General features: G+C 56.1%; 16 protein-coding genes. 11 read left to right on the forward strand and 5 right to left on the reverse strand.

Going from position 1 to position 14,739, the window contains the following annotated elements:
- Window positions 1-145 precede the first annotated feature (145 nt).
- Window positions 146-1,222, forward strand: coding sequence for a TIGR00730 family Rossman fold protein (locus QWJ10_RS01065; RefSeq protein WP_019364468.1), 1,077 nt, complete (start codon window positions 146-148; stop codon window positions 1,220-1,222).
- A gap of 28 nt (window positions 1,223-1,250) precedes the next feature.
- On the opposite strand, the gene recX is transcribed toward QWJ10_RS01065, so the two are convergent.
- From recX to QWJ10_RS01080, 3 genes are all read right to left on the reverse strand, one after another.
- Entirely contained in the window at window positions 1,251-1,715 is a 465-nt protein-coding gene (recX, locus tag QWJ10_RS01070; RefSeq protein WP_010797426.1) for a recombination regulator RecX, read from the reverse strand.
- 74 nt (window positions 1,716-1,789) lie between these two features.
- Window positions 1,790-2,836: a recombinase RecA gene (gene recA / locus QWJ10_RS01075; RefSeq protein WP_010797425.1), complete on the reverse strand. Its 1,047-nt coding sequence runs from the start codon at window positions 2,834-2,836 to the stop codon at window positions 1,790-1,792.
- 109 nt (window positions 2,837-2,945) lie between these two features.
- A complete protein-coding gene (locus tag QWJ10_RS01080) occupies window positions 2,946-3,422 on the reverse strand; it encodes a CinA family protein (RefSeq protein WP_019364467.1) in 477 nt (158 codons plus the stop codon).
- A 200-nt stretch (window positions 3,423-3,622) separates the two neighbouring features.
- On the opposite strand from QWJ10_RS01080, the gene QWJ10_RS01085 reads away from it, so the two are divergent.
- The 8 genes from QWJ10_RS01085 (at window position 3,623) to QWJ10_RS01120 (ending at window position 9,846) form a co-directional block, all read left to right on the forward strand.
- The gene (locus QWJ10_RS01085; protein ID WP_289923681.1) at window positions 3,623-4,651 is read left to right on the forward strand and encodes a LacI family DNA-binding transcriptional regulator; all 1,029 of its coding nucleotides are present in this window, start codon (window positions 3,623-3,625) and stop codon (window positions 4,649-4,651) included.
- 63 nt (window positions 4,652-4,714) lie between these two features.
- Window positions 4,715-5,494: a TIM barrel protein gene (locus QWJ10_RS01090; protein WP_197871926.1), complete on the forward strand. Its 780-nt coding sequence runs from the start codon at window positions 4,715-4,717 to the stop codon at window positions 5,492-5,494.
- Window positions 5,487-6,416, forward strand: a complete 930-nt coding sequence (locus QWJ10_RS01095; protein ID WP_289923688.1) for a sugar kinase — start codon at window positions 5,487-5,489, stop codon at window positions 6,414-6,416. The genes QWJ10_RS01090 and QWJ10_RS01095 overlap by 8 nt, the downstream gene beginning before the upstream one ends.
- Window positions 6,417-6,465: 49 nt before the next feature.
- Window positions 6,466-7,770 carry an MFS transporter gene (locus QWJ10_RS01100; RefSeq protein ID WP_125889468.1) on the forward strand — a complete coding sequence of 435 codons (1,305 nt, stop codon included), beginning with the start codon at window positions 6,466-6,468 and terminating at the stop codon, window positions 7,768-7,770.
- A 12-nt stretch (window positions 7,771-7,782) separates the two neighbouring features.
- A complete protein-coding gene (locus tag QWJ10_RS01105; protein ID WP_289923692.1) occupies window positions 7,783-8,769 on the forward strand; it encodes a D-glycerate dehydrogenase in 987 nt (328 codons plus the stop codon).
- A 60-nt stretch (window positions 8,770-8,829) separates the two neighbouring features.
- Window positions 8,830-9,042, forward strand: coding sequence for a hypothetical protein (locus QWJ10_RS01110; protein WP_289923694.1), 213 nt, complete (start codon window positions 8,830-8,832; stop codon window positions 9,040-9,042).
- Window positions 9,043-9,280: 238 nt separating this feature from the next.
- The gene (locus tag QWJ10_RS01115; protein WP_010797416.1) at window positions 9,281-9,517 is read left to right on the forward strand and encodes a DUF2171 domain-containing protein; all 237 of its coding nucleotides are present in this window, start codon (window positions 9,281-9,283) and stop codon (window positions 9,515-9,517) included.
- A 131-nt stretch (window positions 9,518-9,648) separates the two neighbouring features.
- Complete coding sequence (locus QWJ10_RS01120) at window positions 9,649-9,846, forward strand: hypothetical protein (protein ID WP_010797415.1); 198 nt, start codon at window positions 9,649-9,651, stop codon at window positions 9,844-9,846.
- A 12-nt stretch (window positions 9,847-9,858) separates the two neighbouring features.
- On the opposite strand, the gene QWJ10_RS01125 is transcribed toward QWJ10_RS01120, so the two are convergent.
- Window positions 9,859-10,230, reverse strand: coding sequence for a YkgJ family cysteine cluster protein (locus QWJ10_RS01125; protein WP_010797414.1), 372 nt, complete (start codon window positions 10,228-10,230; stop codon window positions 9,859-9,861).
- 273 nt (window positions 10,231-10,503) lie between these two features.
- Between QWJ10_RS01125 and mutS the strand changes: the two genes are divergently transcribed.
- Window positions 10,504-13,068 (forward strand): DNA mismatch repair protein MutS, encoded by a 2,565-nt coding sequence (gene mutS / locus QWJ10_RS01130; protein ID WP_289923702.1) that lies wholly within the window; start codon window positions 10,504-10,506, stop codon window positions 13,066-13,068.
- 69 nt (window positions 13,069-13,137) lie between these two features.
- Window positions 13,138-13,461, forward strand: coding sequence for a ferredoxin FdxA (gene fdxA / locus QWJ10_RS01135; RefSeq protein ID WP_010797412.1), 324 nt, complete (start codon window positions 13,138-13,140; stop codon window positions 13,459-13,461).
- A gap of 252 nt (window positions 13,462-13,713) precedes the next feature.
- Here fdxA and rpoS read toward each other — a convergent pair whose 3' ends face one another.
- Window positions 13,714-14,718 carry an RNA polymerase sigma factor RpoS gene (gene rpoS / locus QWJ10_RS01140; protein ID WP_010797411.1) on the reverse strand — a complete coding sequence of 335 codons (1,005 nt, stop codon included), beginning with the start codon at window positions 14,716-14,718 and terminating at the stop codon, window positions 13,714-13,716.
- Between the last annotated feature and the right edge of the window lie 21 nt (window positions 14,719-14,739).

The following is a 14,739-nucleotide window of genomic DNA, read 5'->3' on the forward strand; positions in this document are numbered from 1 at the left end:
TTCCTTTGCCATGCCGCGTCTGGCATGGCCATTCAAGACAGGCATTTGCCTTTCTTACTCCGCGCCACGACTATGCTAAAGGCAAGGTAATCGCTGCCTGGAATGGCAGCTTGATTACACAGCAGTGGCTACCAGGAGTATGCAGATGAACCCAGACGCACAAGACGACTATCTGTCTCGTCATGTACAGGTCAGTGCCGAAGACCTTTCCCAAAAGATCGATGAGCTGCTGGCTCATACCGTTCCGGCCAACAGTCCCAATCTGTCTCTGTATCGCGACATGCTGTTGACCGTGGTTCGCATGGCCCAGGCAGACCGCAACCGTTGGGATGCCAAGATCATGGTGCAAACCATGCGAGAGATGGAAAATGCCTTTCGTCATCTTGAGCAATACAAGCGACGGCGCAAGGTAACGGTTTTCGGATCAGCCCGTACGGCCGTGGATCATGAACTCTATGTGCTGGCCCGCACACTCGGCTCAGCCCTCGCTCAGCGGGACATGATGGTCATCACTGGAGCAGGTGGCGGCATCATGGCGGCAGCTCACGAAGGTGCCGGCTTGGACAATAGCCTGGGCTTCAACATTACCCTGCCTTTTGAACAACGGGCCAACCAAACCATGGACGGCACCGATCACCTGCTGTCCTTTCACTTCTTCTACGTACGTAAACTGTTTTTTCTCAAGGAAGCCGATGCACTTGTACTCTGCCCTGGCGGATTTGGCACCCTGGACGAAACCTTTGAAGTCCTTACGCTGATACAAACCGGTAAAAGCCCTCTCGTACCCGTCGTGCTACTGGATACACCTGAGGGTACGTTCTGGAAGGATGCGGTCACTTTTCTGAAAAAGAACCTGGCGGATGAGCGCTATATCCTGCCCAAGGACCTGAAACTGGCAACGCTGGTGCATACTGCGGAAGAGGCAGCAGAGATCATCAGCCGGTTCTACAGCAACTTTCATTCGACACGCTGGCTGAACGGTCAATTCGTGATGCGTCTGAACCATGCCCTAACATCCGAAGCGCTGGCGCATATCGATACGCACTTTGCGGACCTGTGCAAGAGCGGGCACTTCACTCAGCAAGCCTCGGGCAAAACCAACATCGACGAACCGGAATTTGCTCACCTGAGCCAGCTTTCCTTCAACTTCAATGGCCGCGATTATGGGCGCCTGCGCGAGTTGGTGGATTCACTGAACGATCCACAACATTGGCTACGCTGATCGAGAGGCGTTAGCCGGGCCCGCCCTATCAGTCATCTGGCGCGCCACGCAGCAATCGACTGACGCTGTCGATGGAGAAACCGCGGTAGCTCAAGAAACGTCCCTGCTGTGCACGTTCCTTAGCGTCAGCGGGGCGCTTGCCTTTGAATTTGCGTTGCCAGACATCACGTAAATGAGCTGACCAGTCTTCCTCACACTCCGATAGCGCCTGTTCGATATCAGCACGGGCAAGACCGCGCTGGGCCAATTCCTCACGGATACGAACAGGTCCATAACCCGCCCGGGCACGACTTGCGATATAGCTACCCAGATAACGTGTCTCGCTCAGCAGCCCCTCTTCGGCCAGGCGATCCAGGGCTGCGTTGATCAGTTCATCCGGTGCCCCCCGCTTACGCAACTTGCGAACCAGCTCTTGTCGGCCATGCTCTCGGCGGGCCAGTAGATCCATAGCTGCCAGGCGAACAGCCGCTGGGGTATCGAGTTCAATAGGCATTCAAACGCCCCGTAAAATTATCAGGCTGAAATAAAAAAGCCCTCGCACAGCGAGGGCTTTTATCAGGCAGAACCTTAGAAGTCAGCGTCAGCGCCCGCTTCGGCTTCTTCAGTGGCCGCCCCTTTAACGGGGGCCTGGCTTAGAAGCTTTTCGCGAATGCTCTTGTCGAGCGCATTACGTACTTCAAGGTTCTCTTCCAGGAACTTGGCCGCGTTAGCCTTACCCTGGCCAATCTTGGTTCCTTGGTAGCTATACCAGGCACCTGACTTTTCAACCAGACCCAGCTGTACGCCCAGATCAATGATCTCACCGTTACGGTAGATGCCCTTGCCGTACAGGATCTGGAATTCAGCCTGACGGAATGGTGGAGACACCTTGTTCTTGACGACTTTAACGCGGGTCTCGCTACCTACCACCTCGTCCCCTTCCTTCACCGCACCGGTACGGCGGATATCCAGACGGACCGAGGAGTAGAACTTCAACGCGTTACCGCCAGTTGTAGTTTCCGGGTTGCCAAACATCACCCCGATCTTCATACGGATCTGGTTGATGAAAATAACCAGGCAGTTGGCGGTCTTGATATTGCCGGTGATCTTGCGCAGCGCCTGAGACATCAGACGCGCCTGCAGACCTACGTGCATGTCACCCATTTCGCCTTCGATTTCCGCCTTGGGCACCAGGGCAGCTACGGAGTCGACGATGATCACGTCTACAGCATTGGAGCGCACCAGCATGTCGGTGATTTCCAGCGCCTGTTCACCGGTATCCGGCTGGGAAACCAGCAGGTCGTCAACATTGACGCCCAGCTTGCTGGCATAATCCGGATCCAACGCATGCTCTGCGTCAACGAAGGCACAAGTTGCGCCCTGCTTTTGCGCCTCAGCAATGACGGACAGGGTCAGCGTAGTTTTACCCGACGACTCCGGACCGTAGATTTCTACGATACGGCCCTTGGGCAGACCGCCGATCCCCAGGGCGATATCGAGGCCGAGCGAACCGGTGGAAATAGCTGGAATTGCCTGACGCTCATGATCACCCATGCGCATGACTGCGCCTTTGCCAAACTGACGCTCAATTTGACCCAGGGCCGCGGCCAGGGCGCGCTTTTTGTTGTCGTCCATTAAAATCCTCTCGCAAGAAGGTAGGCCAGACGGCCGTGGAAAGCACTGTATATGTGAACAGTATTAAAGCATAAGAAGGGCTCGCTGGCTACCTTTCGATGCGATTTTCTCATGTCGAAATTCGCAATAATCCTTCCAATGCAGCCACAACGGTCTGAGCCCTGACAGCAGCTCTGTCGCCAGGAAAAAGATGTTTCTCGCTATAGATGTCAGAGCCGTTTCCCCACGCCAGCCAGACCGTCCCGACAGGCTTTTCTGGAGAGCCGCCACCCGGGCCTGCGATACCACTGACCGCAACAGCGAACCGGGCCCCGCTGCGTGCCTGCGCCCCACGTACCATGGCCTCGACAACCGCCTGGCTGACAGCGCCTACCTCCATAAACAAGTGATCCGGCACATCCAGCTGGGCCGTTTTCTGGGCGTTGGAATACGTCACAAATCCCGCTTCGAACCAGGCAGAGCTGCCCGCTACGCGGGTAATGGCTTCGGCAATACCGCCGCCGGTGCAGGACTCGGCAGTTACGACCTGTGCCTTCAATGCCGATAACCGTTTGCCCAGCTCAGCTGATAACTCATCGATAGTCATTGTGTGGCCCTGAGAAGATGGCGAGGCGAAACCTTTATTGTACAAGGTTATGAGCTTTCTATATGAGGACTGCCGCTCGTCGGTTCAAGCCAGGCGTACTCTTGCCAAGCCAAAGGACAAATGGTTTTCTGAAACCGGTTTCAAAGCCTGTCGTTCCATAGACAAGAACTCCACAATATTAGGGAGCAGGCCCATTGGATATGCCTCTTCAAAGCATGCGTCCGCCGCGTGCCACTATCAATCAGGTCGCTCAGGAAGCAGGCGTTTCCAAGGCGAGCGTTTCTCGCTACATCAGCGGGGATCGGCAGCTATTATCGGATGCGCTGGCCTTGCGCATCGAACGGGCGATCGAAAAGCTTGGCTTTCAGCCCAATCAAATGGCGCGAGGTCTCAAGCGCGGCCGCAGCCGGCTTATAGGTATGCTGGTAGCCGACATGCTCAATCCCTATTCCGTTGCCGTCATGCATGGCGTCGAGACGGCCTGCCGTCGGCATGGCTATTCTCTCATCGTATGTAACACTGATCGAGATGACCTCCAAGAAGAGCGCCACCTGAATGCGCTTCAGTCCTATAACGTGGAAGGCTTGATCGTCAACACGCTGGGTCACCATCCTCGAGAGCTTCAGCAACTGCATCGAGAACTGCCCATGGTATTGCTTGATCGCAAGCTGGATGGTCTGGATGCTGATCTCGTTGGGCTGGACAACACACAGGCCATTCGGTTGGGTCTTGAGCATTTGCTTGAGCGCGGCTACCGCGACCTGCTCATGGTAACCGAAGATCTGGACGGAACCAGTTCACGAGAAGAGCGCGCCCGAACCTTCATTCACTACCTGTCACCCCGTGCGGGTGTGCGAGGTCGCGTCAGCTCCTCCGCCGGCTTCAGCGCAGCGCTACTTGAGCAGCTCGCGCATTTTCTCTCCGATACCAATCATGGCCCCAAAGCCATCATGGCCGCGAACGGCATTGCCGCGCTCGCTGTGACAAAAGGCCTCAGGGAATTAGGTTACAGAACGTTTGAATCGGTTGGACTAATCGCCCTGGACGATCTTGACTGGTATCCATTGGTAGACGACGGCATTACCGCCATTGCTCAACCAACCCATGCGCTGGGCGTAGCCGCATTGGAGTATCTGCTGGAACGCCTGCGAGGCGATGTGTCGAGCTCACGAACGCTGGCCTTACCGGCTGAACTGGTGGTACGCGGCTCTACCCCGGCGCGACGTTAAAACAACAATGTGGGGGCGGCACACTGTGCTCGACCTTCAATGAAACCGGTTTCAGGAGGCGTTATGAAACCTGATGTCGTAGTGACTACTTCTGCCTTTGGTGCTGATGCTGTACGCGCTCGCGGTCAGGAAAATTTCCTTCCGCTGATCGCAGGAGCCGGCGCCAGTACCGTCGAAATACGTGATGAACTTTTCGATGACATGCGACCTGAGCTATCCGCCCTGGGTAACAGCATAGCTGCACAGGGACTGGAATGCGTCTATTCGGTCCCCATCGAGCTATGGTCACAAGGCGAGCATCAACCCACCCGTGAGTTACAGCCTGCGATGGTACGTGCTGCACGACTTGGGGCGCATACGCTCAAGATCTCCCTTGGCCACTTCACACCTTACTGTGACATGGAAGCATTGGGTCACATGCTGGAAGCCAGCTCTGTGCGCCTGCTGATTGAAAATGACCAGACTCCGCAAGGGGGCCGACTCAAGGCCTTACAAACGTTTTTTGATATTGTGCAGCGAATGAAACTGCCTATCGGCATGACCTTCGATGTCGGCAACTGGCACTGGCAGAACGAGCAACCAGAAACGGCCGCACAATTACTGGGATGTTACGTGGAGTACATCCACTGCAAGGCTGTTCGCGAGCGCAACGGCCGTCTTCATGCGATGCCCCCTGAAGCTGAGGACCTGAAACGCTGGGCGCGGCTATTTACTCATTTCAAGACAGGACTGCCACGCGCCATCGAATTTCCCCTGCAGGGCGACGTGGTTCGCGAGACCCAGCGTCATGTCGAGGCATTGGGCCGTCTTGGTACCACTCAGCAGGAGATGCACCATGCCTGATTACGACGTGCTGGCCTTTGGCGAGACGATGACAATGTTCGTGGCTGAAGAGCCCGGTGACCTGGCCGACGTCGAGCACTTCGGCAAGCGTATCGCCGGGGCTGACAGCAATGTCGCCATTGGCCTGACCCGTCTGGGTTTGAAAGTAAGATGGTTGTCACGGGTAGGCGATGACTCCCTGGGCCGTTTCATTCGTGCAACGCTTGAACGCGAGGGGGTCGATTGCAGCCGGGTTGCCATCGACCCCAAGCACACTACGGGCTTTCAGTTCAAATCGCGGGAAATTGATGGCCGTGATCCTATCGTGGAGTACTTTCGCAAGGGGTCAGCTGCCAGTCACCTATCGATAGAGCATGACTTCGATGACGCCCTACTGGATGTTCGCCATGTGCATGCGACGGGTATTCCACCCGCGCTCTCAGATTCTCTTCGCGAACTGGCCTACCACTTGATGAACAGTGCCCGTCAGAAGGGCCGTAGTGTGTCCTTTGATCCCAACCTGCGTCCCTCCCTCTGGCCTAGCGAAGCCCGCATGCGTGAGGAGATCAACCGCCTCGCCAGTCTGGCCCACTGGGTACTGCCGGGCTTGGTCGAAGGCAGGTTACTTACCGGCTATGACACTCCCGAAGATATTGCTGCCTTCTATCTGGACCAGGGCGCCCAGGTGGTTGCCATCAAGTTGGGACCAGAGGGTTCCTACTACCGCACCCATGAAAGCGAGGGTCACGTTTCTGGCTATCCGGTGGAAAATGTCGTCGATACCGTCGGCGCTGGCGATGGCTTCGCAACCGGTTTTGTCAGTGCCTGCCTCGAGGGCCTGGATGTTTCCGCTGCCGTGGCCCGGGGTAACTGGATCGGTGCAAAGGCCGTACAGGTTATCGGAGATATGGAAGGTCTACCCTACCGCCACGAGCTGCCATAACACCTGGACACCCCGTAGACAACAACAATAAGCCCACAGGTATATCGTCATGAATGCAACCTCCTCCATTGCCACCCGCCGCTGGTGGTACATCATGCCCATCGTGTTCATCACCTACAGCCTGGCCTATCTGGACCGGGCCAACTATGGATTCGCGGCCGCCTCCGGCATGGCTGATGACCTGGCCATTACTCCAGCCATGTCGTCGCTCCTGGGTGCCCTGTTCTTTCTTGGCTATTTCTTCTTTCAGGTGCCTGGCGCGATATACGCTGAAAAGCGCAGCGTAAAAAAGCTGATCTTCTGGAGCCTGATCCTGTGGGGCGGCTGTGCCACATTGACCGGCGTGATTCCAAACGTACAGGCCCTGATTGCGATTCGCTTCCTCCTGGGCGTGGTTGAGGCAGCGGTCATGCCAGCCATGCTGGTTTATCTCTGCCACTGGTTTACCCGTGCGGAGCGCTCCCGGGCCAATACGTTTTTAATCCTGGGTAATCCCGCAACCATTCTCTGGATGTCGGTCGTTTCAGGCTACTTGGTGCATACCCTCAACTGGCGCTGGATGTTCATCATCGAGGGCTTTCCCGCCATTATCTGGGCCTTTATCTGGTGGCGCCTGGCCGATGACCGTCCCGCACAGGCCAAATGGTTGAGCACTCAGGAAAAGCAGGACCTCGAGAGCGCGCTTCAGGCTGAACAGGTGGGTATGAAACCCGTCAAGAATTACCGGGAGGCCTTTCGCTCGCCCAAAGTCATTCTGCTGTCTGCCCAGTATTTCTGCTGGAGTATTGGCGTATATGGTTTCGTGATCTGGCTGCCCTCCATCCTAAAACAGGCCGCTCAGCTGGATATTGTCGAGGCTGGCTGGCTATCCGCTCTGCCTTATCTGATGGCGGTCCTTGCCATGCTGGCGGTCTCCTGGATGTCCGACAAAACCCTCAACCGCAAACGCTTTGTGTGGCCTCCCCTGCTAATCGCTTCCCTCGCTTTTGCAGGGTCGTTCATGCTGGGCACTCAGCATTTCTGGTGGTCCTACACCTTGCTGGTTATCGCAGGTGCCTGCATGTACGCGCCTTACGGTCCGTTCTTCGCCATCGTGCCCGAGATCCTGCCCAGCAATGTGGCGGGTGGAGCCATGGCGCTTATCAACAGCATGGGAGCACTGGGTTCCTTTGTTGGCTCCTACATCGTGGGTTATCTGAACGGTGTTACCGGTACCCCTGCTGCGTCCTATGTCTTCATGGGCAGTGCACTTCTCGTCTCTGCCGTGCTGACCATGCTCCTGCGTTCCGCTCCTACTGCCAGCCAGGAAACAGCCAAAAACGCACAGCCGATGCGTACGGTCACCTCTCACTGAACAGGACTGCTCATGAAAAAGCGTGTCATTGCCTACAAGAAACTCTCACCTGCGCTTACTGCCCGCCTACAGGAAGCAGCTGAGCTGATCCATGTCGATGTAACCGGTACGCATGGTTTGGCACCGCTGGAAGACGCCTTGCCAGACGCGCACGGCCTGATTGGTTCCAGCGTCAAACTCAACGCTGAACTGCTGGACAAGGCACCTCACCTGGAAGCCATTGCTAGCGTATCGGTAGGCTACGACAACTATGACCTCGACTACCTTACCCGCCGTGGCATTCTCTTGTGCAACACGCCGGATGTACTAACGGAAACTGTCGCTGACACAGCTTTCGCCTTGATCCTGTCGACCGCCAGACGTGTGGTTGAGCTTGCGAACTATGTCAAGGCGGGAGACTGGCAGGCCAGCCTGGGGGAACCCCTCTTCGGCAGTGATGTTCATGGCAAGACGCTGGGAATAGTGGGAATGGGCCGGATCGGATCGGCGATTGCCCGTCGCGGTCACTTCGGCTTTGGCATGCCTATCCTCTACAACAGCCATTCACCCAAGCCGGATATCGAACGGGAGTTCGCCGCACAGTACCGCTCTCTGGACCAACTGCTGAGCGAGGCGGACTTTATTTGTGTCACCGTACCGCTAAGCTCCGAAACAACGCGCCTCATCGGGGCGCAGGAGTTGGCGTTATTAAAACCGGAAAGCTTTTTCATCAACATCTCCCGTGGCAAGGTGGTTGATGAAAAGGCCCTGATCGACGCGCTTCAAAAGCAGCAGTTCAAAGGTGCCGGTCTTGATGTCTTCGAAAAGGAGCCGCTTCCGGCAGATTCCCCTCTGCTGAGCCTGCCCAATGTGGTTGCTACACCTCATATTGGTTCGGCAACCCATGGCACGCGCGAAGGCATGGCACGCTGTGCGGTCGATAATCTGCTGGCTGCCCTGTCAGGTAAGCGCCCGCCTGATCTGGTCAATCGGGAGGCGTGGGAACGACGTAGCCAGTAAAGGTGAATCCACCTCGCGAGCGGCTGTCCAATGTCTGTCGATTACATGAGGGAAACCACCATGGCAGCAAATAAAGAAGAAATTGCCGAACTGCTCCAGCAAGCCCGTATGCAGGCTGGCAAAGCGGCCGATCAAGATCAGCCTGCTTATTACCGTGATGCCTTCGAGGCACTTGCCAAGGCGGTTGAAAAGCTGGCAGAGGCTGCAGGCGAGTCCCACCATGACAAAGTGGTTCGCGCCGTTGAAGAGTTTCAAGGAGATGAAGGCATCTGAATACCTTGTCAGAGCTTTCAAACGCCCGGATCATCCGGGCGTTTCTACCTTCGAAACGCACCTTTCATCACGCAACCGTCATCCTACTTTCACAGCACGGCAACCTCTGCGACCTCTCGTCGCACCCATGAAACATAGCGAAGCCTCTCCCTGTCGGACCTTGAGTAGGCACCTTGAATGGGCCTAAGCGAGTTGCTTGAGGGCAACTCACCCTTTCACGTCCCAACAGGAGAATGAAATGGTTGATGTAAATAGCATTAAAGAACACGCCGAAATCGTAGGATCCGATGGCCAGCACGTTGGCACAGTCGATCACCTAGAAGGCACTGATCGTATCAAGCTGACCAAGCAGGATCAGGATGCCAATGGCCAGCACCACTATATTCCGCTGTCCTGGGTGAAGTCTGTCGAAGGCGGCAAGATTCAACTGGTCAAGACGCGTGACGAAGCCGAGCGCTCCTGGCAGGCAGCCTGACCGGGTCATTACCGGTATGAGCGATTGCCGTTCATACCGGCCCCTCGATATTTCTTCCCAAACATGATGATAGGCCGCCTCTAGAGCAGCGAATGGCATACACTTCGGACCGCCACCGACGGACGATCATCATGAATCACAACACCACCCTTGTTTTCATCATTCTGTTTTCAGCCATGCTTATCACAGGCTTCGCCAGAAATCAGCATCCTGTCGGCTTGGCCCTGCTGTGGGCAGGCACATTGGGCATGCTGGGCCTGATCATCGCCATCATTACCCGCGCCCTTTCCATTTGCAGCCCCCTTGAAGCTTTTTTCCGCCTCTGTTGAAACGCCCAGCTATCAGGCTACACGCTCAGGCGACTGATGAGGCTGCAACGGTGGCGTCAATGGAGGCAGCCCGTAGGCCGCACGCGCAGCATCGCACCGCTCGTTATGCTCACCATTGATCCATGAGGCTTCGAACTCACGGCAAGGGCTCGGTCGGCTTTCGTACATGGTACAACGCGTACCGCAGCCTACGTCGCCCAGTAGGCTGACGCAGCGTGCAGGTTTGGTATCAGTACCTACCATCGCAACGTGGTGAGGAGTAACTCCCACCGTCAACTCATCCGGCACCAGACCACCGGCGGACCGGCATTCACCCCAGTAGAACGACACACGAAAAAACGCGCAGCAGGCACCGCAGTTAAGGCAAGGATTATCGGTCGACATGTTTGGCAGAACACCAGAAAAACCGGACGAATGCCGGCGAGAGAAGCGTCATTTTATTCGCGGCAAAGCCGTTGTGAAGGGGGGTTGAGAGAAAATTTAGTGTCTTCTGGACGATAGACTGATAGCGCCTTTACCCATCAATCATCCGCTTCCGGCTACCGCTTGGGTTTAGCGCCTCAACAGCCTCCTACCCGGTGCTTTTTATCCGACGATACCGACAAATCCGGTAGAATTGCCGACCCTGTAAAACGACCCCGCGAGTGAATGACCTGTATGGAAAGCCTTTCCAACCATACGCCGATGATGCAGCAATACCTGAAGATCAAGCATCAGCACCCTGAGCAGCTGCTCTTCTATCGCATGGGTGATTTTTACGAGCTTTTTTATGATGATGCCAAAAAGGCGTCCAAGCTGCTCGACATCACACTGACTGCCCGTGGCGCGTCGGCAGGCAAGCCTATCCCCATGGCGGGCATCCCCTTTCACTCAGCCGAAGGGTATCTGGCCAAACTGGTCAAACTGGGTGAGTCCGTAGTCATCTGCGAGCAGATCGGCGATCCGGCTACCAGCAAAGGCCCCGTGGAGCGTCAGGTCGTCAGGATTCTTACGCCTGGCACAGTCAGTGATGAAGCCCTGCTGGATGAGCGACGCGATAACCTGCTCGCCGCCATTCTAGGCGATCACAAACTGTTCGGTCTTGCGGTCCTGGACATCACCAGTGGACGCTTTGTTGTTCAGGAGCTATCCGGCTGGGAGCCGCTCATGGCCGAGATCGAGCGACTCAACCCGGCCGAGCTGCTTATTCCTGATGACTGGCCGCAGGGTCTACCTATCGAAAAGCGCCGCGGACTTCGCCGTAGGGCACCCTGGGACTTCGACTGCGACACGGCTGTTAAGAGTTTATGCCAGCAGTTCGGTACGCAGGACCTCAAAGGGTTTGGCTGTGACAAGCTCAAACTGGGCATCGGTGCGGCTGGTAGCCTGCTGGCCTATGCCAAAGAGACGCAGCGTACTGCGCTTCATCACCTGCGCAGCCTGCATCACGAGCGCCTGGACGACACGGTCATTCTGGATGGCGCCAGCCGCCGCAACCTGGAACTGGATACCAATCTCTCCGGCGGCCGTGAGAATACACTGCAATCGGTGGTAGATCGTTGCCAAACGGCCATGGGTAGCCGCCTTCTGACTCGCTGGCTCAACCGCCCCCTGCGCAACCGCAGCGTCATCCAGGCGCGCCAAGACGCCATTACCTGTCTGTTGGAGCAATACCGCTTCGAACAGCTGCAACCTCAACTGAAAGAAATCGGCGACATAGAACGTATCCTGGCCCGAATCGGCTTGCGTACGGCTCGCCCGCGGGATTTGGCCCGTCTGCGCGACGCGCTCTCGGCGCTCCCCGAATTACAGCGCGGCATGCAGGATCTGGTAGCGCCTCATCTCAACGACTTGGCCAAAAGCATCCAGACCTATCCCGAACTGGCGGATACGCTTTCTCGCGCTGTTGTCGACACTCCGCCAGCAGTCATCCGCGATGGCGGCGTCATCAAGCGCGGCTACGATGCCGAGCTGGACGAGCTACAGACCTTGAGCGAGAACGCCGGGCAGTTTCTGATGGATCTCGAAGCTCGGGAAAAGGCGCGTACCGGCCTTTCCGGCTTGAAAGTTGGCTACAACCGCGTCCATGGCTACTTCATCGAGCTACCCCGGATGCAGGCTGAGCAGGCACCAGCTGACTATATTCGCCGACAGACGCTCAAAGGGGCCGAGCGCTTCATTACGCCGGAGTTGAAGGCGTTTGAAGACAAGGCCTTGTCAGCCCAGAGCCGTGCACTGGCCCGTGAAAAGGTCCTGTACGAAGCCTTGATCGATAGCCTCATCGAACAGCTTGCCCCCCTTCAGGACACCGCGGCGGCCTTGGCCGAGCTTGATGTACTGAGCAACCTGGCCGAACGTGCACTGAACCTCGACCTCAATCGACCGAGTTTTGTCGATGAACCCTGCCTGGAAATATCACAGGGCCGTCACCCCGTTGTGGAGCAAGTGCTGGATACCCCGTTTGTAGCCAACGACCTGAACCTGAATAACGATACGCGGATGCTGATCATTACCGGCCCGAACATGGGCGGTAAATCCACCTATATGCGTCAGACCGCCCTGATCGTTCTCCTGGCACATATCGGTAGCTTCGTACCGGCAGCGGCGTGCCGCCTGTCCCTGGTAGACCGCATCTTTACCCGAATTGGCTCAAGTGATGACCTGGCAGGCGGACGCTCGACCTTTATGGTCGAAATGAGTGAAACCGCCAACATCCTGCACAATGCTAGCGAGCATAGCTTGGTCCTCATGGATGAAGTCGGGCGAGGCACCAGTACCTTCGACGGCCTGTCATTGGCCTGGGCCGCGGCTGAACAGCTGGCCAAGCTGCGTGCCTACACTCTGTTTGCAACACACTACTTCGAGCTTACGGTTCTGCCAGACAACGAGCCAGTAGTAGCCAACGTGCATCTCAACGCCACTGAGCACAACGACCGGATTGTCTTCCTGCACCATGTTCTGCCCGGCCCGGCCAGCCAGAGCTACGGCCTTGCGGTCGCTCAACTGGCAGGTGTACCTAGTCAGGTCATCCAGCGGGCCCGTGAGCATCTGGCGCATTTGGAAAAGACCAGTCTGTCCCACGAAGCCCCGAAAACGATCAGCCAGGCACCTCAACCCATGCAGGCCGATCTGTTTGCAGCGGCTACGCATCCGCTGTTGGATGAGATGGAAAAACTGAATCCCGACGAGCTGACGCCACTTAAAGCGCTGCAGCTTATCTATGAATGGAAAAAGCGTATCTGACAACCCGATGACGGGGATTGGCCTAATACTGCTAAAATCCCGCGCCTAGCCGCCTGAGGAGTTCTAATAATGACTTTTGTTGTCACCGACAACTGCATCAAATGCAAATATACCGACTGTGTAGAAGTATGCCCGGTGGACTGCTTTTACGAAGGCCCCAACTTTCTGGTCATTCATCCAGATGAGTGTATCGACTGCGCCCTATGCGAGCCGGAATGCCCTGCACAGGCTATCTTCTCTGAAGATGAGGTACCGGAAAACCAGCAGGAATTCATAGAGTTGAACCGTGATCTCTGTGAAGTCTGGCCGAATATCACCGAGAAGAAAGAAGCGCTGGCCGATGCGGAAGAGTGGGACGGCAAGCCTAACAAGTTGCAGTACCTGGAGCGCTGATCAGGGCTTGAACCCAGCTGTTCAGGCGCTGCATTTGTTGCACGCATCTAAAAGGGCGAGTTAACTCGCCCTTTGTCTTTGTTTATTCATCTGCCGCACCACCTCGCAACCCGCTCTCTTTCTCCGCTGCCTAGAGCATTAGAGAACCTCCCGTGACTCACCTCTGCCACCTCGTTATCACGTTGCCGATGGCTTTCGCGCGCCTATAAAAAAGCCCAACTCAACGTCGGGCTTTAGTGCCAATTAGAAGGCTTATTGAAACAACGAGTCGCTCGACAAGCCGTTACGCTCAAAAATCTCGCGCAACCGCTTTAGGGCCTCGACCTGTATCTGCCGTACCCGCTCGCGGGTCAGGTTGATCTCCTGCCCTACTTCTTCAAGCGTACAGCTTTCATGCCCGCGCAAGCCAAAACGCCGGACAACCACCTCACGTTGCTTGTCCGTCAACTCCGACAGCCATTGGTCAATGCTCTGGCTGAGGTCGTCATCCTGCAATAGTTCGCACGGATCGCTTGGCCTATCGTCGGTAAGCGTATCGAGAAGCGTCTTGTCTGAATCAGGCCCCAAAGACACATCAACAGAGCTGATCCGCTCATTAAGTCCCATCATCCGCTTCACCTCTTCCACTGGCTTTTCCAGCAGACAGGCGATCTCTTCCGGCGACGGCTCATGATCAAGCTTTTGCGCCAGTTCACGGGCAGCCCGCAAATACAGATTAAGCTCCTTGACCACATGAATGGGCAGACGAATCGTCCTCGTCTGGTTCATGATGGCACGCTCGATGGTCTGTCGGATCCACCAGGTCGCGTAGGTTGAGAAGCGGAAGCCACGCTCAGGATCGAATTTTTCTACCGCGCGAATCAGCCCCAGGTTGCCTTCCTCGATCAGATCGAGCAGGGACAGCCCCCGATTCACATAACGGCGAGCAATCTTCACCACAAGACGAAGGTTGCTCTCGATCATACGGCAGCGGCCAGCGGGATCTCCCTTTTGCGCCAATCGCGCAAAATGAACCTCTTCCTCAGGAGAAAGCAGTGGAGAGAAACCGATTTCATTGAGATACAACTGAGTCGCATCGAGCGCCCGGTTGTAATCGATATGCTTGGTTTGCTTGGACGTACGTGATTGAAGTGCTTTAGGCGCATCACCCAATAGCTGTGATGCATCAAATGACCCTTCTTCGAATGAGACGGAAGTTTCCAGCAGGAGCACTTCGTCACTCATGTCAAACTCGGGTTCTTTTTTATTAAGCGCCATGATCAATGTCCCTTGCTTGAG

The organism is Pseudomonas sp. WAC2 (assembly GCF_030403525.1).
GTDB classification, from domain to species: Bacteria; Pseudomonadota; Gammaproteobacteria; order Pseudomonadales; family Pseudomonadaceae; genus Chryseomonas; species Chryseomonas luteola.